This window comes from Pseudoalteromonas sp. S3776, assembly GCF_005886915.1.
Taxonomy (GTDB): Bacteria; Pseudomonadota; Gammaproteobacteria; order Enterobacterales; family Alteromonadaceae; genus Pseudoalteromonas.
In genome coordinates, this window is sequence record NZ_PNCU01000004.1 from 1 (window position 1) to 26,180 (window position 26,180).

Genomic DNA, 26,180 nt, shown 5'->3' on the forward strand with positions numbered 1-26,180 from the left:
TACCAAGTACATCTTATTTACTAAGTACACCTTATTTACCGAGTGCGCCTTGTTTACCGAGTGCGTCTTATGCGCACCCTACAACCTCTTTCACTCAAACATTTAATTACACTCATATACCTTACAGTAGTAATAACTCACTTCCTCCAGTACCTGATCGTCAAGACGGTGATGAACAAATGAATGAAACTAAATGCAATACACTCATAACAAAAGATATGCTATTGAAACAACTATATAACGGGCATAAGCAAAGAAAGCATAGGGAACGAAATGAAAGTACATTTAACTTAACCAAAGCAAACCAGAAAAAACTGACTAACTATGCTAAAGAGCAAAATACCACTGAAAAAAAAGCCCTCAATGAAATAGTCAAAGCAATGTGTGATTAAGTCCTATTACTTTGTATTAGCCTGCTCAATTAGATCACTCCACCAACTCATTATTGGTCTACGTTGTTCAAGGTAATCAGAGCGGTTATATGCCGCTCGTGTTTCGTTTTCATCTGCATGGGCCAAGCAGGCTTCGACTAAAAGGCTGTCATAACCTTTCTCGTGAAGCGCTGTAGATGCAACGGATCGCAAGCCATGGGCTACCAACTTATCTTTGTAACCCAAGCTACGTTTAATGGCTGCATTCACCGTATAGGTGCTTGCATGGCCCTTTTCATTTCGCTCACTTGGGAATACATATTCATGATGGCCGCTGAGTGGTTTCATTTGTTCAAGTATTGCCAAAGTAGCAGACGTTAAAGGTACTCTGTGAGCCCTTCTTCGCTTCATTTCTTCAGCAGGGATCACCCAAACAGCCTCTTCAACATTAATATCTGCCCACTTAGTGCCTGCGGCTTCCTTTGAACGAGTCATCGTGTGCAGTTGCCACAAAATTAAAAGCCTGGTTTTATTTTGGATTGTTTGTGAACTATTCAAAGCAGTCAAAAAATCAGGGAGCTCTTCAGGCTTAATAGTAGCCATATGTTCTACTTTATTTTTAGTAAATACTTTTATGATTTTTGCTAGTGGATTGGCATTGATAAAACCATGATTTACCGAGTAATCCATGATCTGATTTAAGCTTTGGCAAATACGCTTGATTGTGGAGTGTTTACCGTCAGCCTCTAGTGGCCTGAGAATTTCAATGGTATCAATCGCTGTAATGCTTTCTAAAGGCGTGTCTTTCAACTTGGGGAAAATATACATCTCAAGCGTTCGCCATTCCCTAGCTGCGTGATGAGCAGTCACAGTAGGCTGTTTTCGTTCAAACCAAAGCTCTGCAGCAGCTAAAAAAGTATTTGCAGCTTTTCGGCTCTCGGCCTGTTTTTTAGCTAGTTCATGTGCCTTTGGATTAATACCTTGAGCCAATAGTTCTTGATACTCAATAGCTTTAGTACGTGCGTTAGCAAGCGGTAGTGCAGGATAAAGCCCAAGGGGTAATTTATTAAATTTATCACTTATTGGATCTTTAAACTTAAACTGCCAAGACTTAGTGCCACTAGGTAAAACACGCAGTTGAAGACCACCACCGTCAGAAAGCGTTTGCTCTTTGCCTGTACTAGTAATTGATTTTATTTTCTTATCCGTTAGACGTACTACAGGCCTAGCCATAACAAGCTCCATGATGATGATTAAAACTAGTATATATAAAATACAACCTCATGGGTACTAACGTGGGTACTAAAAATAGTAGAAGTAACCAGACAAGACTGGACAAACCCGGAATAAAAACAGGCTAAGTTAATGTTTTCATTGGGATAAAAGCATCACTACGGAGAGGTGTGGAAGTTAATGCAAGCGCCCAGGGAACCACTGGATAGCCATTTTTAACTCCTAACATATAATTTGACGCTATTTTAACTGGCAATTCATTTAATTGCGCTATACTGGCGCAAATTTTTTTAGATTAGATATTATGGCTCTTAAATCTACCATTATTAAAGCGCAATTATCGTTAAGCGATATGGACCGCCACGTGTACCAAGATTTTAATTTAACGTTGGCACAGCATCCCTCTGAAACCGAGCAACGCTTGATGATTCGCTTATTAGCCTATGCACTAAATAGTTGTGATGGCTTAGAATTTACCAAAGGCTTAAGTGCCGACGATGAACCTGAGCTTTGGCATGTAAACTACAGTGAAGAAATAGAGCTTTGGATTGAGCTGGGTTTGCCAGATGAAAAGCGCCTTAAAAAAGCCTGTAATAAAGCTAAAAAAGTAGTACTTTATACCTATGGCGAAAACAACCAAGCTATTTGGTGGCAAAAACATCAACCTAAGTTGTACGATTTTAAAAACTTAAGTATTTTTAGCCTTGATTACGCCGCTACTCAAGCACTTGCTGATTTAGCAGACCGCAATATAAAACTTACCATTACCGTTCAAGATGGTGAAGTGTGGGTCAGCTCTGATACGGCTAATATTGAAATAAAACCACAACAGTTAATGTAAATTGTAGGTAAGGGCGTATGAAAATAAACCACGTTATTGTATTACACGGCCTTTATATGTCGGGCTTTGTTATGCGCCCGCTGTGCTCTCGTCTTGAACAGTCTGGCGTTAAAGTACTTAATCTCACTTACAATACGCTCGACCCTAATTTAAGCACCATATTTAAACAAATTGATGAGTTTATTGGTGATGAGCCTTCTGCATTGGTATGCCACTCTATGGGCGGTTTAATTGCGCGCGCTTATTTAGAGGCAGGCTCGCAAGCGAGCCAATGCGTCACTAAAGTAATTACACTCGGCACGCCTCACCAAGGCAGCCACATAGCGAAAAAAATGAAGCAAAAAGGGTTTGAAACCTTTTTAAAAAACAGCGTTGAATTTTTACTCACCAAAAATGGTAATTGGCCGTTTAAGGCCAAGCTTTACAGTATTGCTGGCGATTTGCCCATTGGCTTAATGCCGTTAATTGTAAAAGGCAGCCAATCAGACGGCACTGTACTACTTGATGAAACCAAGCTTAAAGGCATGGCTGAGCATAAAGTATTTCATTTAAGCCACACCAGTATGATTTACTCTCGCCAAGTGCTTGAATACATTATTAAGTGCCTTAACGAAGCAGCCTAGCCTTCTCCCGCTTCTGCTATTTTATAACTGATTAAAAATATCACCCCTAAAATAAGTGGCATTGGCGCGGCAATGTAACCAAACGTGTCAGCATTAGCAAAGCTTGCGCCAGCCAAGTGCGCCACCAGCCCTAACACAAAGGCTATAACGGCTATACCTACCACTATTAATTCTGCTTTATTTTGTTTTACTGTTTTTGCATCCATAATTGCTCTCCAATAAATTTAAAATATTTATATAGCTCGAGAGAATTATGCGCTACAGCCACAGGCATTTACTGATTTAGATCAATACATCAAATAGCCAATATTCAACCTTGTAGAAAACTTGTTTTAGATCATAATTTATCCATGTTTTGTCTTTATTTTATTGTTAAGGGGTAGAATTTTAATAAATTCGTCCCATCTATATTGTATGCGTCATTTGTTGTGCTTTACGTTACTAATAGTTAAGACCTATTACACCGAGTGGTTTAAACGATTTTACTAATTAATAGCACTAAGCAATAATGATCATCAGTTCATAAATAAACGGTTCATCAAGGAGCAAGGTATGTCACAGGTAAATGCAATTGGTTTAAACAGCGCAAAAAGCGAAGGCATTGTTAAGTCACTCAATACATTATTGAGCAGCTACCAAATTCAATACATGAATGCGCGCGGTTTTCATTGGAATATTAAAGGCCGTAACTTTTTTGAATTACATATTAAATTTGAAGAGATTTACAACCTTCTGCTTGAAAAAGTAGATGAAATTGCTGAACGTATTTTAACGTTAGACGGCGCACCATTACATGCGTTTTCAGATTACTTAGAAGTAAGTGAAATTAAAGAAGCTAAAAACATTAGCGATGGTACCGCAGCCGTAGAAAACCTATTAGCTGGCTACAGCACACTAATTAAAATGCAACGTGAAGTACTTACTCAAGCAGGTGATGCAGATGATGAAGGTACAGCGTCATTAATGGGTGATTATATTTCAGAGCAAGAAAAGCTAGTATGGATGTTAAAAGCGTACTTAGACTAGACCAAAAAAAAAGCCCTCAAAAGGCGAGGGCTACAAATAGGGAGAATCGTAAATTTCTTTGCGATTCAAATACTATAGTAGCCTCCCCTACTGACTAAACAACGCCACTGTTACCAGTGGCGTTGTTTTTGGTTTAAGCGGTACGTAAACCATTTTAAAGTAATCCAGCCCACCCTTATCGCACTTGCATTAAAAAGCCCCAGCAATGGCTGAGGCTTTTGTTAACAGTATTAAAGGTTAAAATTTACTTCTAAAACCAATGTAGAAGGTTTGTCCGATTGGGTCATATGTACCTGCGTCGGTTTCAGTACCTGTGCTTGAGCCACTTACACCTGACAGTATACGTGGAGGCTCCTTATCAAATAAGTTGTTAGCACCGGCGTATAGCTCTACCGCGTCACTTATATGGTAGCTTGCTTGTACATCGTGGTAGGTTACTGAGCCAATACCCACACCACCAGCAGGAATACCAAAGCCACTTAAGAATTGATCATCAAAGTCAGCAGCCCCTATGTAAGTCATGCTCCAGTTAAAGTCAAAGTCATCAAGCTTATAGCCTAAGTTCCAGTTAGCTTTGTGTTCAGATGCGCCAATTTCACCAGCAAATTCATCTTTATCTGCACCAGGTAACGGAATGGTGTAACCATCAATCAAGTAAGTGTATGCAAGGCGAGTTCTAAATGCGCCTGGGCCAATATCGGCAGAGTAAGTAAGTGTTAAATCCACACCCTCTGTACCTAAACCACCACTATTTGATACACCGCTATCGATAAACTCAAGCGAGCCTGCACTGTTATTACCTGATGGACCGCTTCGACGGGTTATAAAGCTACAGAAACTATCATCGCCACCACCGTAACACTGGTCTAAAATAAACTGACGTGGTGTAGATACAATCGCATCCGTGATTTCTATGTCAAAATAATCTAGGGTAACGTCAAGGCCTGAAATTAACTCCTCTGGAGTAAATACCACACCCACAGTCACTGAGTCACCAACCTCTTCTTTTAAGTCTGGGTTACCACGGTTAAAACCACTAATGCCCTGTAAATCAGATTGATTAAGGGTAAACTCCCCGTTTGATGCAATATTATTTGCAACACCCACATCAACACGACATGCATCACCAACAGCGCCACCGCCGCTGTTTGTAACACCTATACATGGATCATTTAAACCACTTGGAAAGGTTTGCGAAGGCGGTGAAAACAACTCATCAATATTAGGCGCACGTGTAGAACGAGCGCGGGTAGCACGAAGGCGTAAGCTATCCATTACTTCCCAATCAACACCTACGTTCCAGCTTTCTGTGTTACCCACTGTTGAGTAGTCAGATAAACGCACTGCTGCGTTCATTGTTACGGCATCCAACACTGGGATATTCGCCTCAACATAGTATTCAGTTACATCAAAAGAGCCTTCGGTTGCAGGGATTGCATTACCGGCATTTAAGCCTGCTTGCTGTAGAGCATCAAATTCACTGCGAGAAAACTCTTCGCGGTACTCAAAACCAGCTGCTATACCTACCATACCTGCAGGCAGCTCAAATAAATCACCTGAAACGTTACCGCCAATAATTTCTTGTTCTACCGATGTAGAAAGCGTGCTTGGTGCACTTACAAAATCAATTGCACCTTGCGATAGTGAATTAAATCCGTAAATGTTCACTGGCGCACAATTAAAGCCACGCGCCGTTGCATCAATACAAATCGCTTCGTCGGTAATGCCGTCACCATCTAAGTCTTGGCTATCAATGACGGCCTCTAAACCTTGGCGAAAGCTTTGTACATTTACTAAGCCACCAGAGACTTGCGACTCTTTCGTTTTACCGTACACATAATAGGTATCGTAAAACCAGTTGTCGTTAATTTCACCCTGAAAGCCCACCGCTAAGCGGAATGTATCACGCTCTGCACGAGCACCACGGTTACCTACATCACTTAAACGTTTTGCAAAGAAGATATCACGCGCACCATCACCATCAGTGTCTGTTGCTGCATTGTAGATATCATCTGGTACAAAAGCGTTTCTGAGCATTTCACCATTTACATCAAATTCAATAGGCACACGACCATTAGCATAAATGTCATCTGATGCGAACGGGAAAGGCTCTAATTCTGAAATAGTGGTACTAGAAGCGTACGTCCCTTCAAAAAAGAAACTGTGTTTATCAGTAAGCTCATAACTACCATTTGAGGCGAACAGGTAGCGCTCTGTAGGTATAGCGATAGTACGTACACCACTTCGGTTAAAGCCGTTAGCATCTATACCGTCACCGCCATTGGTGCTAAACGAGTCTTGCAAGTTGTTGTTTGGGTCATAAGTAAAGCGTGTATCGCCTGCATCAAAACGCCCTTGCGGAGGAAATGATGAGAAAAACGGATTTACAGCTTCAAAAATAGAACCTGGATTTGCCGCCGGATCGTCTTCAAAATAAATACCTGAAAACTGGTCTACTGCAGAGCGCTCACGGTCGCGTGAAAACACAGCGCCTTGGTCTGAGTAGCCTAAGTGGAACATGGCTTGACCTTTGCCATCACCTGTAGTTAAACCCGAAGTAAAAGAAAACTGGCGCGATTCATCATCGCCCTCGCTTGATTCGCCGTACTGGCCTTCAAACTCTACGCCTTCAAAGTCATCTTTGAGTACAAAGTTAACTACACCCGCAACCGCATCAGAGCCATATACTGATGAGGCACCACCAGTCATAATTTCCACACGTTCAATAAATTGGCTAGGTATAGTATTTAAATCAACTGCCGAGCTACCTGGCACACCCGATACATAACGGCGACCATTAACAAGTACTAAAGTACGATTTGAACCTAAGTTACGCAAATCAACAGTAGCTACACCCGCGCTTGCCGTTGAAAAGTTAGAGTTAGTACGGCTAATAGCCGGAGAGCCAAATGCCGGGTTTTCTAGCAATAGGTTTTGAATATTTAAAGAGCCTGATGCATCAATTGCCTCGCCACTTACAACCTGTATAGGTGCTGATGACATTGCCTCTGCTGAACGAATACGAGAACCCGTTACTTGCACGCGTTCTATTTTTTCAAGTTCGTCTTCTTCTGCAGCTACACCTTGAAAAGAGAAGCCAGCTAGCACTGTCGCACTAAGCGCTAAAGACAAAGAAGATCGTTTAAATGTACGACAACCTGAGTTATTTATTTTTTTCATACTATAATGTCCCTGAATTGTTATTTTTGTAACTAGCTAGTTACAAACAATTAAACATTAAGTGGAATAATTTTAAGACACTATGTGCATTATTTAACTGGCGTTTAGTTTGGTATAAGCAGCAGGATTTATGGGATGAAGGCGTTTATCCCAAATTGTTATAGATTAGATTGAATTTTTTTAACATTTTTTTATTAAATACACGGTCTTTATAACTACACACTTTAGAGATGGAATTTTCTATGATTACTTACTTTCATGCACTAATCAGAGTTAACACGAGCAAACTTGCAACATTCTTAGCTCAACAAGTACAAGCTCACCGCCATTTTGACTCGCAAACGCAACTACCCGAGCAGCGTTTAGATCAAATAGATACCACTCGTTTTAATGTGCTTTTTTACGAATTATCTAATTTAAATGATCCCACTCAGATAGTGCACCTAACTGAACTGACTAAAACAATGAAAGTGGTCATAATTGCTAGGTCGGCTGAGTTTGCTAATTTTGCGTTTGAAGTCGGCGCAGTCGATTTTTTAACGACCGATGTAACCACCTCTAGGCTTGAAAAATGTTTCGAGAAGCTTATTCATTTATGTCCATTAGCTACACAAGCAGAGCGCCTGTTAAAAACAGCACATGAAAACGAGCAACCTATTGCTGCACATATTGTTGTTAAAGATGTAGGAAAAGTACGTTTAATAGATATTAACGATATTGTATGGATAAACGGCGCGGGTAATTATGTAGAACTACATTTTAATGGCAGCAGCGCCCCTGTTTTACATCGTGAAACAATGAAAAACATTGAACAACAGCTAGAGCCTGAAGGTTTTATACGCATTCACCGCTCCACGCTTGTTAGAAAACATGCCATTAAGGAGCTTATGCCAACAGATAGCGGCGACTATAAAGTTAAGCTTAAAAACAACATCTCATTAAATTTATCAAGAAGATACAAAAACTGCTTAGAGAGCATTATAAGCCCTGTTGCATAGGGCTTATAATGGCTTTTTACCAATAGTTTTTTATGTATTCATCGTCTGGGTGTTGTTGTAGGTAATTTTCTGAGTCTTTATAAAAATTTACCTCTACATCACTGCTGTTCCAGACTTTTTCAAACATGTTTTTAGCGATAATGTTTGCATACAAGTAATCTACGCGTTCGTAGCCACGCTCTTTAACGCTGGCAAAGTACATCTCTAGCGAGTCCATACTATCTACCGTTATTAACTCAAACTCTTCTAAGTTAACTACAACAAACTTTACTGCGCCTTTAGGGTGCATACTTAATTCGTTAACCACACCATTGGTTAGTAAATTAATTCCTTCGTTATTAAAACTACCAAATAGCTTTAAATACATAGTGGGTGGCTGAGAGCAAATCTGAAACTCTCCGTGTGCTCCAAACATAAATAACCTTATATTTATCAGTGCTTCATTAAAGCTTAATACATTTTGCGTATTTTGCAGCTAATTTATTAGTGCAATAAAAAAGGCCATTTCGAGCGCTTTTTCCTCTAAACTTTTAAAGCGGCCTGATGCGCCGCCATGGCCGGCATCCATATCCGTTTTAAAAACCAATATGTTATTATCCGTTTTTAGCTCTCGCATTTTCGCCACCCATTTCATAGGCTCCCAATATTGTACTTGAGAGTCGTGCAGGCCTGTGGTCACTAAAATATGCGGGTAGTCTTTGGCGCTGATATTATCGTATGGTGAGTACTTAGCTATAACATCATAAAAATATTCATCGTTTGGGTTGCCCCATTCATCATACTCGTTAGTGGTAAGTGGAATACTTTCATCTAACATGGTGGTTAACACATCTAAAAATGGCACATGGCACCCTACACCTAAATAAAGCGCTGGCGCTTGGTTTAAAACAGCCCCCATCAATAAGCCTCCTGCACTGCCGCCAGAGGCAAACACTTTGTTTTTATCACCGTAGCCTTGCTCAACAAGAGCCTTTGTAATATCAATAAAGTCGTTAAAACTATTTTGTTTATGCTCTTTTTTACCTTGCTCGTACCAGTGGCGTCCTAGCATTTCGGAGCCTCTAACATGTGCAATTGCATACACAAATCCGCGGTCTAGCAAACTCAATGAAGTACTCGAGAAACTCGGATCTATCGTGTAACCATATGCACCATAGCCGTATTGAAACAGCGGGTTAGTGCCATCTTTGGTAAAGGTGTCTTTTCTATAAACTAACGAAACAGGTACTTGCACGCCATCGCGTGCTGTCACAAGTAAGCGCTCAGAGGCGTAAAGTTCACTATTAAACCCACCCAGTACTTGCTGCTGTTTAAGTAATGTTTTTTCACCCGAGGCTAAATCAACATTGTACAACGTTCCTGGCGTGGTGAGGCTTGAATAATAAATACGTACCGAGCGCGCCTGGGGCTCGGGGTTCATCGCTACAGCGGCATAGTAGCACGGGTCGCTAAATTCAAGCGCCATGCGTGCTTGGGCTTTATTAATCACAACAAAGCGAGCTTGGCCTTGTTCGCGCTCAGTTAATACTAAAAAGTCATCAAATATTTCTACGCCTTCCAACAACACATGCTCGCGGTGCGCGGTGTGCTCTTGCCACTGCGTTTTATCTGCGATTGTTTCGCTTGTTGCCGTCATCAGTCTAAAGTTTTTAGCTTGCCAGTTGGTTACTATATAGAAAGTGTCGCCATGTTTATCAATATCAAACTCATGACCTTCCTCACGCCCCAGCAAAGGGTAAAACTCTCCTTGCGGGTTATTGGCATCAAGCACCCACGTATCATTTGTTTCGGTGGTGGCTAAATCAATAATAATTAAGCTCTCATCGCGGCTTTTACCCAAGCCCATAAAAAAGCTTTTATCGTGCTCTTCGTACACCATGACATCTTGGCTTTGCGCTGTGCCTAACTCGTGCCTAAACACCTGAAAACCCAGTAACGTTTGTAGGTCTTTTTTAACGTAAAATACGGTTTTATTGTCGTTAGCCCAAACAATTTGCCCTTCGGTATTTTCTAAAACATCGCTGAGCATTTCACCGGTTTGCAAATTTTTAAAATGTACGCTGTAAATTCTACGCCCTTCGGTATCTTCACTGTAGGCCATTAATTGCTCGCATGGGCTTAGCGCTACTTCACCTAGTTCATAAAATTCATGGTTTTGGGCTAAAACATTTACATCAAGTAGTAACTGCTTGTTATCAGTATTAATGCTCGTGCTTCTGTAATGGCGTGAATACTCATCATCGCCCCGAACCTCTGAGTGATACCAGTACTGACCATCTTTTACCGGTACCGTGTTGTCATTTTTTACGATGCGCCCTTTTAGTTCTTCAAAAATACTGTTTTGTAGCGGTTTTATCGCGGCTAGTTGCTCATCGCAATATGCATTTTCGGCTGCTAAATGGGCGAGTATTTCTTCGTTTTCGCGCTCATCATCACGCATCCAGTAGTAGTTATCGGTGCGCATTTTATTGTGCATAGTTAATTGATGGGGCTGCTTTTTAGCAACAGGAAAACGAGCTAATGATTGAGAAGAAAATTCACTTAATGACACAACAAAACCGTATAAAAAATAACAATGCGGGCAGTTTATCATAAAAATAAAAAAGCCCACTCATAGTGAGTGGGCTTGAGGTATAAGTCCAAATTTTAAAATTACTGCAATTTTATTCTTGTCATTACACCCATGGGAAGTTGGTTTTTATTTTAAAAGCGCTAAGAAACCTTAGTCCACGCCATCGCCCAGCTTTTTCCCACTCCGGGTTCAAAGCTTGGGTCTTTATCATTATTGGTTCTGCAAAACTGGCTAAATGGCCATGCCTTACACTGGTATATGTAACCTGTTTTAAGTTGTAGTACCTTAGTGCCCGCATTGTAATTTTCGCTACACTGAGGGTATACGTAATCATAATCTTGGTCGTTGTATTGTATTAAGTTGTCACACTTTGCTACACAATGAAACTCAACCTGTGCTTTATTAATACCGCTACTTTCTAGGGCAAATATTTCGTTATTTCGATAAGCTACAACCAAACCTTGCTTGGTCATTCTACCTGCACTTACTAAAGGGACATGCACGTTTATATATTCAGCAACTAAACGTGGCCAAGCATGGGGCTCACCTTGTTCCAAAGAGGTAATTTTATAATCAAACGATAAATCAACGAGCTCTCCTTGCATGTCTGAAAAGGTTACACTAATCACATCTCCAATGAATAATTGGGTATGATGATTTAAACAACCTATAGTTGACCATTTTCCACAGGCCAACGACGTATGCATAAACACAGTAACACCTTAAGAGTCACAAAATTTTATCCATTTCATATGGATACACAAAAACGACACACAGAGCAAGCGATACCGTACAATAATCACCCAGCAGCCCCGCTATCATAGTTTAAACCTTAGACCGGAAACTTTGCGTCTTAGCCTTTCGACTAATTTGCCAACAGAAAAATGATTATAAAACGGGCGCATGGCTTATTCAAACAAAAGAATGTAACCGAGATTTTTATGCAATCCTTAATAATTAAAAAGCCAACTCGCTAGAGTTGGCTTTAAGTGGTTTAAGATGTTTGATTTATAGGCGCTTTTCGCCTAAAAACTTTTCGAAAAACCATTTTAAACACGTTACCAATATCACCTAAAATTATGTATAAACATGGCACCAATATAAGCGTAATAAGTGTTGCAAACATCACAGCAAAGCCAAGCGCTACAGCCATAGGGATTACAAACTTAGCTTGTAAGCTGGTTTCAAACATTATGGGCAACACACCTGCAAAGGTGGTAATTGAGGTGAGTAATATTGCCCTAAAGCGTGCACAACCTGCTTCTATTACCGCGTTTTTAACGCTTACACCCTCACGGCGTACTTGGTTTACGTAATCGGTCATTACCAGCGAGTCGTTTATTACTACGCCGGCCGCGGCGATTAAACCAAAGCCCGACATTAAGCTAATGTCTAAATCAAACCAAAAGTGACCCCAAATAGCCCCCGTTAAACTAAACGGAATAACCGACATAACAATAAGCGGCTGGGCGTAACTTTTAAGTGGTACGGCAAGTAATATGTAAACTAAAATCATGCCGCCTACAAAAAACAGAAACTGCTCATTAGCTTGCGCTTGTTGCTCTTCTATTGCACCACCTAACTCTGATTTAACGCTTGGGTATTCCTCTTTAAGTTGTGGCAATAAGTTTTCTTTTACTTGCGAAACCACTTCGCCTGGCTCTATAACTTCTTCATCAATACTGCCGTATACATACACCGTACGATAACCGCCCTCACGGCGAATATAGCTAATCCCTGGCGTTTCGGTTAGCTCAACTACATCACCTAAAAGTACTTCACGCCCTTGCGGTGTAGTAACTACTGTGTGTTTTAGCGATGAAAACGCTTCGCGAGTCAGTTTAGGGTAACGTACCATTACTCTTACTTCTTCGCCGTTACGTATTACACGCTGCGCTTCGCCACCATAAAAACTGGCGCCTACTTGGTTTGCAATGTTAGCAAGGTCGAGTCCTAAATCGTAAGCGACAGGTTTTAAGCTCATTTGCACTTCTTTGCTAGCAGGGTCAATGGTCGAGCTTATATCAAACAAGCCTTTTTGTTGCTGCAGTAGCTGAATAAAACGACGGCCTGCGGCATTAAGCGTATCTATATCAGAGCCAAATAGTAAATAACCAAACTCACCTTCTCCGGTGCCGCCACCGCCGCCAACATCATCTTCAATAGTGAGTGATTTAATACCAGCAATGGTTGGCATGGCTTCTCGCCAGCGGCGCGAAAGTTCAAACGCGTTATAAGGGCGTAATTCTTCATCAACTAACGGCGCAAGTAACTGAGACTCGGTTCTGCCTTGATTAAACACCAGTACATCACGAATTATTTTTTGGCCAAATTCACGCTCTGTTTCTTCATCAACTCGCAACACCATGGCTTCTACTTCACGAATAGCTGCAATAGTTTGTAAGTCAGACACATTGTCGTTCATTTCTATATGAATTTGCGGAAAATCATGTGGCACTTTTGGAGTAGGTACAGTGCGTACTTTATTTGATGTGATAAGCGCAATGCTTATAAAAAACATAGCAATAAAGCCAAACAATACCGTCCAGCGCCAGTCTACACAGCGGGATATAAAACGCTTATAAGGGCCATTTACAAAACCAAAAAAGCGCGTATTAAACCTATCGCGCCAGCCACCTTTTTTAATAGGTGAAAAGTGCGTGTGGGCAATATGCGCCGGTAAAATAAGTTTTGACTCAACTAAGCTAAATACTAAACACAGTATTACTACTACAGCAATCGCGTAAAAGAAGGCACTTTCTGGCCCACTCGATAGTGTAAATGGGGCAAAGACTGCAATGGTTGTTAATACACCAAATGTAGCAGGGGTTGCTACACGGTTTGCACCACGAACGACGTTTTCAACTCCGCCTCCGCTTTTTTCTACCTCAGTATAAGCGGCTTCTCCTATTACTATGGCATCATCAACCACAATCCCGAGCACCATAATAAATGCAAACAACGAAATTATATTAATGCTTATACCAAATAACGGCATTAGCATCATTGCCCCTAAAAAGCACACCGGTAAGCCAATCATTACCCAAAGCGCTAATTTAAAGCGCAAGAATAACGAAAGCATAATAGCGACTAATATTGCCCCTTGAAACAAGTTAGCTTTCATCATATCAAGGCGCGCATTTAGGTAGTACGTCATGTCCATTAATGGCTCTAACCTAACACCCGGTGGTAGCTGGGTATTCTTTTGCTCAATATATGCTTTAACCGACTCGGCAACCGGAATCATGTTTTGATCTTGCGTAGCCTTTACCGACATATACACTGCGTTTTCGCCGTTAAATTTAAAGTAGCGCTCGCCTTCGGTAAATTGGTCTTTGATAACGGCAACGTCTTGAAGCAACACTTTAGCGCCGTATTCGCCTATTTTTACCGGTATTTGCCTAAACTCATCACCAGAGTAATACTGGTTTTCAACCCGAACAGAAATAACCCCCGCATCGGTTGTTAGTTGCCCCGCCGAAAAGTTAGCAGAATAACTGCGCACCGCGTTCATTACATCGCTTAGGGTTAAATTGTATTGGCGTAACGTGTCAGGGTCGATTTCGATGGCAATTTCATCAAGCGGCACATCGTTTTCTACCAACGATACGTTAGATAGCTGTAATAGCTCATCTTCAATTTGATTAGCAATTGGTTTGAGTTCTGTCAGCGGCAAGTCGGCAACCAAGGTCATCCCTATAACATCTTGCCTAAACTCAATCTGACTTATGGTGACCGGTTCCATACCCGCAGGAAAGGTTGCAATACCATCAACACGCAGCTTTACCTTATCAAGTACATCGGTAAGCTCTGCATCGGTGTTAATTTCAAGGCTTGCTCTACCGCCATTTCTAAAGGCGCGGTACACGCCCTTTTTAATTTCGGTCACATCCTTTAGTGATTCTTCAATTTTTATAAGAATGCTTTCTTCAATTTCTTGTGGTGAGGCACCGGGGTAATTGGCCTCAACATTAATGTAGTTAATTTCTACATTAGGAAACATTTGGCGCTGAATAGTTAAGTAGCTAATAACCCCCATAATGATGATAAAAACCATCATTAGGTTGGCTGCAACAGAGTTTTTAGCAAAATAAGCTATTAACCCTGTTTGTTTTTTTTCAATTGATTCGTTCATTAATTTACACCTTACAACTGTTGCGCATCAGCGCTACTTTCGGTGTTTTTATTAGCGTTACTTGGCTCGCTTATGCCAGCCACTTTAACCTGCATGCCTTTTTGTGGGTACTCAGGTAGCGTGGTAACTAACTTATCATCGGCATTAAGTCCGCTGCTAATATAAAAGTACTCGCCTTCTTCTCTCACTACGGTTACTTTGCGCGGTTCAAGCTCTTGGTTTTCGTTAACTATCCACACCGTTTGGTTATTCACTAATGATTGCGGCAAACGGTAAATATTATTAAGCATGGCACCTGCAAAATTAACCTGCACGTAGCTGCCAAATTTAATAGCCGGTTGCTGTGTTTTTAAGCCGTATGGGTCTTCAATACGTACCACTAAGCTGCTCATGCGCGTCGCGTTATCTACAATACCTAGGTCACGGTCAATCACGCCTTCACGTGTAAAACTGTTTAACCCTTTTTGAATAATAGTGGCCTTAATGCCCTTAATTCGCTCCGGTAAAAATACGCTATCAAATCCAGCAATAGGAATAATAACCTCTGCTGTTTCTATACTATTTAAATCAGCCACCTGTGCGCCCATAGCCACAAACTGACCAACGCCTACATTACGGCTCACTACTAACGCATCGTATGGGGCTTTTATATCGCAGTTTTCTAAATCGCGTTGTGCTCTTTTTAATGCGGCTTGCGCCGACTTAACCGCTGCTTGGGCGCTTAACACCTGCGGTTTGCGTAAAAATAAGTCGGTACGTGCTTTTCCCGGAAAACGTTTTGCTTCGTCTTCGGCTACTTTTGCCTGCGCTTGCTCTTCAATTAAAGCCGCTTTTGCACGCGCTAAATCGGCTTCGGCAACTAAAACGGCTGCTTCGTAGTTGTCTTTTTCAATGCTAATAAGTGTATCGCCACGAGAAACCACACCACCGGCTACAAAGTTAGGGTGCCAGCTAATTACTTCGCCCGACACTTGCGCCGCCAATTGTGTATTTTCTAATGGTTTTATTTCGCCATAGCTGTTTATTATTACTTGATGATTATTAGCTTCTACAGGCTCAACTTGCACGGTGGGGCGTGTATCTACTGCTGTTTTGTTTTGATCTTCTTGTGCAATAGCGTTTATTCCCTTAAAGCCCACTATACCAATGGCTAATGCTACAAATGGGAACACCCATCTCAGTGAATTTGATTGCATATCCTAATTACCTCATATTTCTACTAACACTATAATAACAGAGCGCAATAAAACATTAACCTGACATTTGTAAGCAACTGTTACAAATAAATTTAAAAACTCAGTTAAGGTACGTAGCCGTTTACAAATACCGGTAACTCATCGCATTTATTATATTTTGTTACAAATTTTTACTATTTAAAATCAGTGCATTACAAATTAGAGCTATGATTTCATCGAGAACATGTGCGAACAATTTTTAATTTACGTACAGTCACACTAAATAAATAACAGCGAAAAAGATTATAAAAATGAAATTAACAACCCTTGCGCTAACACTGAGTATAGCGCTAAGCGGTCACGCAGTGGCTGATGATAAAAAAGAAGACAAAAAATCAAAAACCCTGAGCGAAATGGTCGAAGGACAAACCGAATTTTCAGGTATTTTTAATTTATACCAAGACCAAAAAACCGGTGAACACTTAATGGTGATCACCGAATCGCAGCTTAATACCCCTTTTGTATACTTTGCCCATACAGTCGACGGTGTCACTGATGCCGGGCATTATCGCGGCGCGTATAGAGAAACCAAGCTCATTGAGTTTAGAAAATACTTTGACCGCATAGATATAGTGAGCAAAACACCTCGCTATAAATTTGATCAAAACAGCGCCATTGCCAAAGCAAGCAATGCCAATATCAGCGAAGCCGTTTTAGCCAGCATTAAAATAGAAAAAGAAGAAGAAGGTAAAATAGCCTTTAAGGTCAACAAGCTATTTTTAAGTGAAGCGCTACACAAGGTATCGCCAACGCCAAACCCAGCCGATAAAAACGCTAAAAAACGCTTTAAAGTAGGTAAATTAAATACTAAAAAGTCGCGTATTGTTAAGCAGCGCCCCTACCCAAACAACTTAGATATAGTCGTTGATTACGTATTTAGTAATGCCAGCCCCACCGTGCGTGGTACAAGTGCCGTAAGCGACCCGCGCAATATCTCTGTAAAGGTCCAGCACTCTTTTGTGGCATTACCTAAAAATGATTACCAACCACGTAAAGATGATGCGCGCATAGGTTATTTCACCAATCAATTTGATCTAATGACCTCAACCGACTGGGCGCCCTATGACGATGTTATTAAGCGCTGGGATCTACAAAAGAAAAACCCTGATGCTGAACTTTCTGAGCCGGTAAAACCAATTACCTGGTGGATAGAAAACACCACCCCTGTAGAGTGGCGCGACACAATACGCGATGCTGTGCTTACATGGAATAGCTCGTTTGAAAAAGCCGGTTTTAAAAACGCACTCGAAGTAAAAATCCAGCCCGATGACGCAACGTGGGATGCCGGCGATATTAACTACAACGTACTGCGTTGGACTTCATCACCAAAACCGCCATTTGGCGGCTACGGACCGGCTCTTGCCAACCCACTAACAGGTGAAATACTCGGCTCAGACATTATGCTTGAGTTTGTATTTATGAAAAACCGCTGGATTTACGACACGCTATACACCCAAGGCACAATGAGCCACGGCCAACACCTGCCTACACAGGATGAGTTAAATTGCTCACTAGGCCATGAAATTCAACAAAACCTGCTGGTTGCTAAAGGCTTAGCAACAGGTGCCTCGATTGATGACAATGAAATGATTCGCCAAGGTTTAACCCAGTTAATTCTTCATGAAGTGGGTCATACATTAGGCTTAAACCACAATATGAAATCGTCTATTTTGTGGGATGAAAAAGAGGTTCATGACAAAAATAAAACTCAAGGCATAGTAACCGGTTCTGTGATGGATTATGCACCCGCTAACATCGCGCCAATCGGTGTACAGCAAGGTGATATTTTTCAAACTAAGCCGGGTCCTTATGATGATTGGGCTATCAACTATGGCTATAGCAGCGCCTTAGAAGATAAAGCTGCCGAACAAGCACGACTTGAAAACATACTCGCTCGCTCAAGCGAACATGCCCTTGCCTTTGGTAATGATGCCGATGATATGCGTGCCCCGGGCCGCCACATAGACCCCCGTGTAATGATTGGCGACTTATCGTCAAATCCAGCAGCCTATGGCGCCGACCGCATGGCGCTAATTGATAAACTATTTACGGAGCTAAAAGATAAAGCCACAGTAAAAGGTGAGTCTTATCAACAGCTGGTTACCTCGGCTAATAGTTTGTTCGGCCAATACCGTAGACAAGCAGGTATTGTTTCTCGCCAAATAGGTGGCGTATATGTTGAACGTGCAGTAGTAGGTGATACAAATGCAAGTAAGCCGTTTATGCCATTACCGCTTGAGCGCCAAACGCAAGCAATGAACATACTTGCTAAATATGTATTTGCACCTGATGTGCTAATCAGCATGCAGCCTTTATACAACTATTTACAGCAACAACGCCGTGGCTTTAACCATTATGGTAAAAATGAAGACCCTAAAGCGCACAAAATGATTTTAGGCATGCAAAAAACGGTACTTGCGCAATTGCTGCACCCGGCTGTTATGCTACGTATTTCAGACACCGCACTGTATGGTAATGAATATAACCTAACGCAATTTATGGACGACCTAACGGCCAGTATTTTTGTTGATAGCAAAGAGAGCACGTCTATAAGCCGCAATCTACAAATAGAGTATGTAAATCAGCTTATTGCTATTGCAGGCCTAGGCAAAGCAAGTAAACACGATAATTTGGCAAAAACTGCCGCGCTGTACCAGCTAACACAAATAGCTGATACAAGCGTAGGATGGGGAGCCGATACAGCAACTAAAGCCCATAAAAAGTATATTGATCACTTAATTGCTAAAGCGTTAGAAGCTTAATTAACTCAATCAAAAAGGCCACGTAATACGTGGCCTTTTTAGTGCGAATTTATAAATAAATTGTACCTTTTAAATACCGTACAGCGTTACCAGTTAACCTGACCGTATCCTCGCCTACTTCGCATTGTATAAAACCACCACGGCTTGAAGCCTGATACGCGTTTAATTTATTTTTACCTAACTGCTGTGCCCAGTAAGGGGCAAGGCCAGTGTGAATAGAACCCGTAACAAAATCTTCTTCGCCGCCACTTGCAGGCCAAAAATAACGAGACACCATATCGTACTCAGCAGAACTTGATGTGGCGACCACATCAAGTGGGTATAAGGTTTTTAATAAATCAGGCTGAGTAGTTAAATCATGGATTTGTTGCGCATTTTCGTAAATAGCAAAATATGCTTGACGATTTTTTAGCACCTTTATTGGTTGTATAGACAACCCTTTTAACAGCGCTTCGGGTATAGTTTGCACTTCTACTGGCGCCTGTTTAGGAAAGGTCATAGTAAAACTACCATCGCTATTTTTATTTACAACAAGCTCCCCTACAGCCGTGGCGTTAAAGCGCACTTGGCTAAGGTTGTGTTGCTCGCATAAAACATACGCAGCAGCGAGCGTGGCGTGACCGCAAAAATCTATTTCCATTAATGGTGAAAACCAGCGTATTGCAAAACTGCCATCAGCCTGAGGGTAAGTAAACGCAGTTTCAGACACATTATTTTCAGCGCCTATATTAAGCATCAACTCATCGCTAAGCCACGCCTCTAGCGGGATCACAGCTGCGTAATTGCCTTTAAATAAAGAGCTTGTAAATGCATCAATTTGATGGATGGTGAGTTGCATAGGTTGCCCCCTAAATTAGTTAGAGTTTAAACCTGCCACATAGTCATTAAATAATCACTATTAATTTTATAGCTAAGCCATTGCGGGGCGCATTTTATAATATTGCATACACGCAAATTGCACAGCATTTGTAAGCAGCAGCATAACAAACATTAAAATATGTGAGGTGCTGGGCATAGCACTGCTTAGCTCTACAAACAAGCCACAGGTACCTGCTACAAACTGCAAGCTAAAGTAGCGGGCACTTAAATTGCTAATATTGCCACTGCGTAAGGTTTTATACGTTTGCGGCATAACCCTTACTGAGCTCATTACTAGCCCTACGTATGTAAGTGCGTTAAGTACCGATGCTGTTTCGAGGCTTTTATTTAACAGCAATAAAAAAGGTAATAACGAAAAGCCAAGCATAGCCACAAGCTGTATTCGTTCAGCTTTTGCGGCGTTATAGCGGGCAAAGTAATATAAAATTAAGCCACTTAATGCCCCGGTTACAAAAAATGGTAAAGCAATAAAGTAGCGTTCAAAATAAATATTGTAAGTAATAAAGTAGAGGCTTTGCGCTAAACCAAAAGTCATCATTAATAGTGATAACCCCGACACACTGCGATTCTTTCTAATTTTGCTCAATAGCGGTAAAAAGCTAAAAACTAAAATAAAAGCCGACAAAATAGGTAGATAGTGCGCCAAAACAACCTCGCTCGTTACTTAAATGTTAATATAAAACTCGCTAGAAACAATAAATAAACATCTGTTTTTAAATGAGTTTTAAAGTGAGCGCGCATTGTAATGGTGAATATATTTTACTCAACAAATTAGCGTAACCCTATATTAGGCACTGGCAAGATAGCTGTACAAAAACCGTTACTTTAAGTGGACACCAAATCGTACTTGTATATTGGAGGCTGAACACTTTGCACCCTGTCTTAAACAGCTATTGTGTATTTGTCGCACAACTATGAAATGGTACTGATAATTGTTATCATGCGCAGGTCTGTGGCAATTACACAATTATAAACTATGAGAAAAACACTTTTTAAAATTCACAGTTGGGTAGCCCTTATCGCGCTTGTCCCGCTGTTTGTTATTAGTATAACGGGTAGCGTTTTGGTATTTAAAAGCGAGATTGACGGCTTATTAATGCCAGACAGTCACTTTGTTGTACAACAACAAGCCAACCGCTTACCTATGGATGCGCTTATAACAAAAACGCAAAAAGCGTACCCTGAATATGTCGTAGGTAGCTGGGAAATATTTAACGATGATACTGCTGATCGGGTTTATTTAATAAAGCGCGGTACAGAAGACTGGTATAAATTTCATTTAGATCAATACACTGGCAATATTCTTTCAGAGCCAGTGGGTACCAGCCACTACTTTACCGACTGGTTTTTAGATTTACACTACACCTTTTTACTCAATGATTTAAAAAATTTACCAGGGCAAACTGGTACCGTTTTAGGCTTCTTTTTTGCGGTGTTTTTTTTAGTACTAGGTATTACAGGTCTTATTATTTATCGTAAGTTTTGGCAGCGTTTATTTAGCGTACGCTGGCGCGCCACACTGCAAATAGTGCTTAGCGACATCCATAAAATGACCGGTGTAATTGGCTCGCCCATTATTATAATTTTAGCCATCACTGGCGGCTACTTTAACGGCGCTGTGTGGTATCACGAAGTCATTGAACACGCAGAAGAAGAACACTTCGTACTTACTAAAAATTTATACAACGAAGAGATTTCTTTTCAACACGTCCTAGATGACAGCCAAAAGCAAATACCCACATTTAATGGCACATTTTTAGTCATGCCGCTTGAGCCAGACGAAAACATAACGCTATTTGGAGAAGTAGATACCAGTAACCCACTTGCCAGCGAATATGCCAATACCGTTACTTACAACAAGCTAACGGGCGAGCATATGGCAAACTGGGACATCCGCGAAGTGGGTGTAGGTTGGCAAGTAATTGATAGCTTTAGAAAACTTCACTTTGGTTATTTTGCAGGGCTCATTAGTAAAATAATTTGGTGTGTTATTGGTTTAAGCCCTGTTTGGCTTGGTGGTACTGGCTTTTATTTGTGGTTTACTCGCCGTAAGCGCAAAAAGCAGTCTCAAAAAAACCGCTTAAGTAAACATCGCACTGCAAGTGCTTGATTAAAAAACCACCTCACTGTAATGTTAACAATCACAGTGAGGTGATATATGAAATATCTAGTTTTTACTCTTAGCCTTTTTTTAACTGCCTGTAATAGCACGCCGCCTGCAACGCCCATTAAAAAGGTGCAGCTAACACACGTAATTAACCACTCTCTTTACGAGCAAGTTAAAACACCTAACGAGCAGAGCATTTTTAAGCTGCCAAAACCCGAACAAGAAAAGTTTTTAACATACGCGCACAAACACTTAAATGAAGTTCGCGCTGATGAAATTATTTTTAACTACCTAGAAAGCCAACTTACCAACTTTAAGTATCACGGCGATACACTAACATCTAAACAAGTTATTAAACGCGCACAAGGCAACTGTATTAGCTTAGCTGTATTAACCCAAAGCTACGCCACACTTTTAGGCCTCGATACCAGCTTTCAAGAAATGACCAGTGAACCTGTGTATGCCAAAGAAGGTAATTTAGTCTACATCGCCAATCACTTTAGAACCAAAGTGTATGCGCCAGAAGAAGAAATAGATGGTAACTATATTGTATTTATCCGCCCTGGCACGTTAATAGACTACTTTCCCACACGTGGCAGCTTTTATTCCGGTAGTGCGACGTATAACGATTTACTCAGTAAGTTTTATAGTAACTTAGCCGCCGCGGCATTAGCCGAAAACAACCTTAATAAGGCTTACTCTTTAATTATGCAAGCCAACCGCTTTACCCCAAACGATGCAGAGCTTTTTAATATAGCCGGCGTATTGCACCGCCGCGCAGGCGATCTAAAAAGCGCTCACATGATTTATCAAACCGCGCTTGATAGAAACGATATAAGTATAAATTTAATTAATAACTATCGAATATTAGCAAAAGAGCTAGGAGATAAAACACTAGAAAAACGCCTAACAAGCCAGCTTGTTGATAAAGAGAAAGACCCCTACGAGCTACTCGTGATTGCTAAAAATAACTTACATCAGGGCAAGGTCACCCAAGCTAAAAAGCAACTTGAACTCGCCATTGCAAAAGCTCCTTATATATCGAAGCTCTATTTAGAGCTGGCTAAAATTCGCTACCAGCAAGGTAATACAGCGCAAACACAAAGCTTGCTTGAAAAAGCCATCCAGTATGAGCGTAATAAAGAAAGACTAAACGTGTATCAAGCTAAGCTTGCATCGCTAAACAAGCCCAATTAACCACCAATACTTTAAATTAGTTTAAACGCAGCTTTTACTAATGCACTTATTACACAAGTGCATTAGCGTGTTATCGTAATTTACTTAAAGCGAGTAGTAAAAGCTAAACCAGCCGCGCATTTCATCTTCAAAGCTATCGCCTTCTACGCGCGATAACCCCATATTAAAGGTTAAATCGTTCACACCGGCCGGGCCTAATCCAAAGCTAAAATTGCCTTGATACTTTAAACCATAACTTTGTGCGTATACCGCATCATCTACCTGATGCTGTTTGTAATAAAGCCACGGCATGCCTTCTTTAAAGCTAAAACCACCGCCATAACCCATGTAGCGCTCAGCAGTTGTGCTATAAAATGGCAGCTCTGATGACAGCACAAACTCACTATTTTGTTGCTCGCTAATTAGGTTTGAGCTAAATCCGCCTAGCGCTAAACTACTATTATCGCGCTGCTTTTGAGTAAAATTAATATAAAGCGGCACATCAAACGCTTTACCAAATACGTTGGCCGCTAAATCGTAGCCGTCCCAATTAATGTTTTTACTGCTGCCATCGTAATACTGGGCATTAACACTTTGCCCTATAGCAAATGCTTGGCGGTCGTACTGCCAGCTTTGGGTAATGCCTATGCGCGCCCATTTATTATAGTCTTGCTTATAATCGGTATAGTTAAAGGCAAGCTCTGGCGTTAGGCTAAACGCCGCGTATTTAATTGGGTAACTTAAGGCTGCAAAACCACCTCGTGCAGGTACTTCTGCATTTTCGCTCGCTTGGTATTGTTTTGCGGTATTTAAATCATAATCAAATACACTCAATTTAAGCTTAATTGGCAGTGCATTGTATTTTGCTTGGGCGTACCCACCGTGCAAAGCATCATCATTTAAATCAACACTATATCCCGCTTGAAGGTCTAACTGTTTTAGTAAGTCACTGCTTTTAATATTAATATTTAAAGCACTTGTAGCGGCAGAGTAATACTGTGCGCCTAGCGCTAAACTCGCATGCTGATCAAGCACATCGTAGCTGCTTTGTTTACCTACATTGTCGTTATATATTTTTGCTTTAGGCAAAGTGTACTGATCCACCAAAAGCAGTGGCGCACTATTATCCTGTGCCAAATCAGTAATTATTTCGCCCTCTACTGTACTAGGTAATTGCTTTACATTGGGCCCATCAGCAGTAATGGATAAATAAAGTAATGCTCCGTTGCTTGTTTCTAGGGGGTGAGCAACGGCCTCTTGGCCCTGGGTAAGTTTAGTTAATGTATTACTTGCAATATGGTAGCTATAAATATCAGTTGAGCCTTTTAAGCCGGCTACAAAGTAAATTTTTTCACCGTTTTTACTAAAGCTGGGTTGGCTTAGGTATTGATACCCATTGGGCATAGGCACGGCTTGACGTGTATTATTGGCAATATCTTGTATATACAATTGCCAATTCTCATTTAAATTGGCTGATACATAAGCTAATTGGGTTTCATCAGGGCTGAAAGTTGGATAGTCGTAGGCTGTTTTTAAGCTTTTTGAAAACAAAGGGGTAATGGTTTGCGTGGCTAAATCTACTTTTACTAACTCTGAGTAGCCACCGCGTACTTGCTCAGCGTAAAGGGTTTCGCCATTGTTTGTAACAGTAAAACGACGTAAGCCAGCTAGCTTAGTTAACTGCTCAACGTTTCCGGTTTCGGTGTTATAACTAAAAATATCAGACACCTTGTTATAAATACCCGTCTCTTCACGTGTATAAGCATTAAAGTAAAGTGTGTTGTTATTTACCCATTGTGGATTAGCAATGCCCGCTCTGTTTATTTGATTTAATACGTGTTTTTGCTCACGCTTAAATACACTCGGGGGGTTATCGGGTATATCCAATGCATCGTTTTCTAATAGCGCTTTTTGTGCTTTTGTAAATGCTTCCTCTGCTTTTGTATTTTCCTGCGTGCCGTAAATAATAAGCTTGGTTTTTTTATCTTTATCGCGCTCAACAATCGCAAGTTTACTGCCATCTTTTGAAAGCGCAGGGTTGCTTGCATATAAGTTAAGCTTTAACCACAGCTCGCTGTTAAGCGCAGGCTCTAACTGCTCTTTTGCCATAGCTTTATAGGTATATTGTGCAATAAAGCGGCCATATAGCTTAGCGGCACTTTGGCCAAATATCCCAGTAAAAGCCTCGTTAAAATCGCGCTTTTTAACAGCCTGCATGCGCGTCCAAACAGCATCAAGCATTTGCGCTGAATACGTTTGCTCTAGCCAATTTAAAAACCGGCTGCCCATTAAATACGCCATAGAGCCTGCCATAAAACCGCCCTCGGTGGCGCTTAGTTGACTATAGCTAGGCAGTGCCCCCTGCTGAGCAAACTCAATTAGCATTGACTCGGTGTAGTTATCAAATAATCGCCCTCGGCCCGTCATTTTTGACTCAAGCAAGGTTGCATAACCTTCGGCTACCCAGCGCGGCATATCGCTGTAAGTTAAGTCGTAAATATCCCACACGCCCCGTATTTTTTGTTGCCACGTGTTGCGTGTTGGCTGCGCTAAATGCACTAAGTGAATATATTCGTGCAATATAAGTAATTGCTGCCAGCCACTTATGTTAGAAACCACCGTGTCTGATTGTGGGGGCGTGGTAAAAAGGGCCATTAAGGGATTATTAGAAGTAGGTAAAGCAAAGCCGTTGGGCGCATTTAGGGGATCAAACACCACCACATCAACTACTTTATCGAGCGCTCGGTTTTGCTGCTCAAGCACTTTACTGCGCACTATTTCAAGTTCTACCGCTGTCGATTTAGCATAATCGGCATTTTCGGTGCTGTAATGCACATTAAAGTGTTCGGTATGAATAGTTTGCCAATCAGCAGCTAAGGTAGGTGTGGCTAATAACAATGAGGCAGCGATGAGTGATTTTTTCATAATAATCCTTTAAATGATTGATACCACTTAGAGTATTATTAAACCAGCCAACGTTGCAGTAAAAAAATGTAACAAAGCTTATAAAAGTGTATATTTTATAAACTTTTAAATTAAGTA

Annotated in this window: 19 protein-coding genes and 1 riboswitch; of the genes, 8 read left to right on the forward strand and 11 right to left on the reverse strand. The window is 41.0% G+C overall.

What is annotated here, in order from left to right:
- On the forward strand, positions 1–392 hold a 392-nt coding region (locus CWC16_RS19835), incomplete at its 5' end, for a hypothetical protein (protein WP_171037621.1).
- A gap of 6 nt (positions 393–398) precedes the next feature.
- Here the strand turns inward: CWC16_RS19835 and CWC16_RS03070 are convergent.
- A complete protein-coding gene (locus CWC16_RS03070) occupies positions 399–1,604 on the reverse strand; it encodes a tyrosine-type recombinase/integrase (protein ID WP_138540455.1) in 1,206 nt (401 codons plus the stop codon).
- A 304-nt stretch (positions 1,605–1,908) separates the two neighbouring features.
- Between CWC16_RS03070 and CWC16_RS03075 the strand changes: the two genes are divergently transcribed.
- Together CWC16_RS03075 and CWC16_RS03080 are read left to right on the forward strand one after the other, a co-directional pair.
- Positions 1,909–2,445 (forward strand): YaeQ family protein, encoded by a 537-nt coding sequence (locus CWC16_RS03075; protein WP_126008609.1) that lies wholly within the window; start codon positions 1,909–1,911, stop codon positions 2,443–2,445.
- Positions 2,446–2,462: 17 nt separating this feature from the next.
- Complete coding sequence (locus tag CWC16_RS03080; RefSeq protein WP_055015543.1) at positions 2,463–3,068, forward strand: PGAP1-like alpha/beta domain-containing protein; 606 nt, start codon at positions 2,463–2,465, stop codon at positions 3,066–3,068.
- Here the strand turns inward: CWC16_RS03080 and CWC16_RS03085 are convergent.
- Positions 3,065–3,274: a hypothetical protein gene (locus CWC16_RS03085; RefSeq protein WP_055015542.1), complete on the reverse strand. Its 210-nt coding sequence runs from the start codon at positions 3,272–3,274 to the stop codon at positions 3,065–3,067. The genes CWC16_RS03080 and CWC16_RS03085 overlap by 4 nt on opposite strands.
- A gap of 346 nt (positions 3,275–3,620) precedes the next feature.
- Here CWC16_RS03085 and CWC16_RS03090 point away from each other — a divergent pair, with 346 nt between their 5' ends.
- Entirely contained in the window at positions 3,621–4,094 is a 474-nt protein-coding gene (locus CWC16_RS03090) for a Dps family protein (protein ID WP_138540456.1), read from the forward strand.
- A gap of 237 nt (positions 4,095–4,331) precedes the next feature.
- Here CWC16_RS03090 and CWC16_RS03095 read toward each other — a convergent pair whose 3' ends face one another.
- Positions 4,332–7,274 (reverse strand): TonB-dependent receptor domain-containing protein, encoded by a 2,943-nt coding sequence (locus tag CWC16_RS03095; RefSeq protein WP_138540457.1) that lies wholly within the window; start codon positions 7,272–7,274, stop codon positions 4,332–4,334.
- 242 nt (positions 7,275–7,516) lie between these two features.
- Between CWC16_RS03095 and CWC16_RS03100 the strand changes: the two genes are divergently transcribed.
- Positions 7,517–8,272: a LytR/AlgR family response regulator transcription factor gene (locus CWC16_RS03100; RefSeq protein WP_055015540.1), complete on the forward strand. Its 756-nt coding sequence runs from the start codon at positions 7,517–7,519 to the stop codon at positions 8,270–8,272.
- 16 nt (positions 8,273–8,288) lie between these two features.
- Here CWC16_RS03100 and CWC16_RS03105 read toward each other — a convergent pair whose 3' ends face one another.
- The 5 genes from CWC16_RS03105 to CWC16_RS03125 all read right to left on the reverse strand — a co-directional run bounded on the left by CWC16_RS03105 (position 8,289) and on the right by CWC16_RS03125 (position 16,175).
- Positions 8,289–8,687, reverse strand: coding sequence for a hypothetical protein (locus CWC16_RS03105; RefSeq protein WP_138540458.1), 399 nt, complete (start codon positions 8,685–8,687; stop codon positions 8,289–8,291).
- Positions 8,688–8,747: 60 nt separating this feature from the next.
- Positions 8,748–10,865 (reverse strand): S9 family peptidase, encoded by a 2,118-nt coding sequence (locus CWC16_RS03110; RefSeq protein WP_502705068.1) that lies wholly within the window; start codon positions 10,863–10,865, stop codon positions 8,748–8,750.
- A gap of 119 nt (positions 10,866–10,984) precedes the next feature.
- Entirely contained in the window at positions 10,985–11,551 is a 567-nt protein-coding gene (locus tag CWC16_RS03115) for a chitin-binding protein (RefSeq protein ID WP_138540460.1), read from the reverse strand.
- Positions 11,552–11,646: 95 nt separating this feature from the next.
- Positions 11,647–11,729, reverse strand: a riboswitch (cyclic di-GMP riboswitch).
- A 109-nt stretch (positions 11,730–11,838) separates the two neighbouring features.
- Positions 11,839–14,979, reverse strand: coding sequence for an efflux RND transporter permease subunit (locus CWC16_RS03120; protein WP_138540461.1), 3,141 nt, complete (start codon positions 14,977–14,979; stop codon positions 11,839–11,841).
- Positions 14,980–14,990: 11 nt separating this feature from the next.
- Positions 14,991–16,175 (reverse strand): efflux RND transporter periplasmic adaptor subunit, encoded by a 1,185-nt coding sequence (locus tag CWC16_RS03125; RefSeq protein ID WP_138540462.1) that lies wholly within the window; start codon positions 16,173–16,175, stop codon positions 14,991–14,993.
- A gap of 290 nt (positions 16,176–16,465) precedes the next feature.
- Between CWC16_RS03125 and CWC16_RS03130 the strand changes: the two genes are divergently transcribed.
- Positions 16,466–18,976, forward strand: coding sequence for a zinc-dependent metalloprotease (locus tag CWC16_RS03130; RefSeq protein ID WP_138540463.1), 2,511 nt, complete (start codon positions 16,466–16,468; stop codon positions 18,974–18,976).
- Between the two features lie 49 nt (positions 18,977–19,025).
- Here CWC16_RS03130 and CWC16_RS03135 read toward each other — a convergent pair whose 3' ends face one another.
- A complete protein-coding gene (locus CWC16_RS03135) occupies positions 19,026–19,814 on the reverse strand; it encodes a PhzF family phenazine biosynthesis protein (RefSeq protein ID WP_138540464.1) in 789 nt (262 codons plus the stop codon).
- Between the two features lie 72 nt (positions 19,815–19,886).
- Positions 19,887–20,501 carry a PQ-loop domain-containing transporter gene (locus CWC16_RS03140; protein ID WP_138540465.1) on the reverse strand — a complete coding sequence of 205 codons (615 nt, stop codon included), beginning with the start codon at positions 20,499–20,501 and terminating at the stop codon, positions 19,887–19,889.
- A gap of 330 nt (positions 20,502–20,831) precedes the next feature.
- On the opposite strand from CWC16_RS03140, the gene CWC16_RS03145 reads away from it, so the two are divergent.
- On the forward strand, positions 20,832–21,965 hold the full coding sequence (locus tag CWC16_RS03145; protein WP_138540466.1) for a PepSY-associated TM helix domain-containing protein: 1,134 nt from the start codon (positions 20,832–20,834) through the stop codon (positions 21,963–21,965).
- 48 nt (positions 21,966–22,013) lie between these two features.
- Positions 22,014–23,159: a tetratricopeptide repeat protein gene (locus CWC16_RS03150; protein ID WP_138540467.1), complete on the forward strand. Its 1,146-nt coding sequence runs from the start codon at positions 22,014–22,016 to the stop codon at positions 23,157–23,159.
- Positions 23,160–23,243: 84 nt separating this feature from the next.
- Here CWC16_RS03150 and CWC16_RS03155 read toward each other — a convergent pair whose 3' ends face one another.
- Positions 23,244–26,063: a TolB family protein gene (locus CWC16_RS03155; RefSeq protein ID WP_138540468.1), complete on the reverse strand. Its 2,820-nt coding sequence runs from the start codon at positions 26,061–26,063 to the stop codon at positions 23,244–23,246.
- Positions 26,064–26,180: the final 117 nt, after the last annotated feature.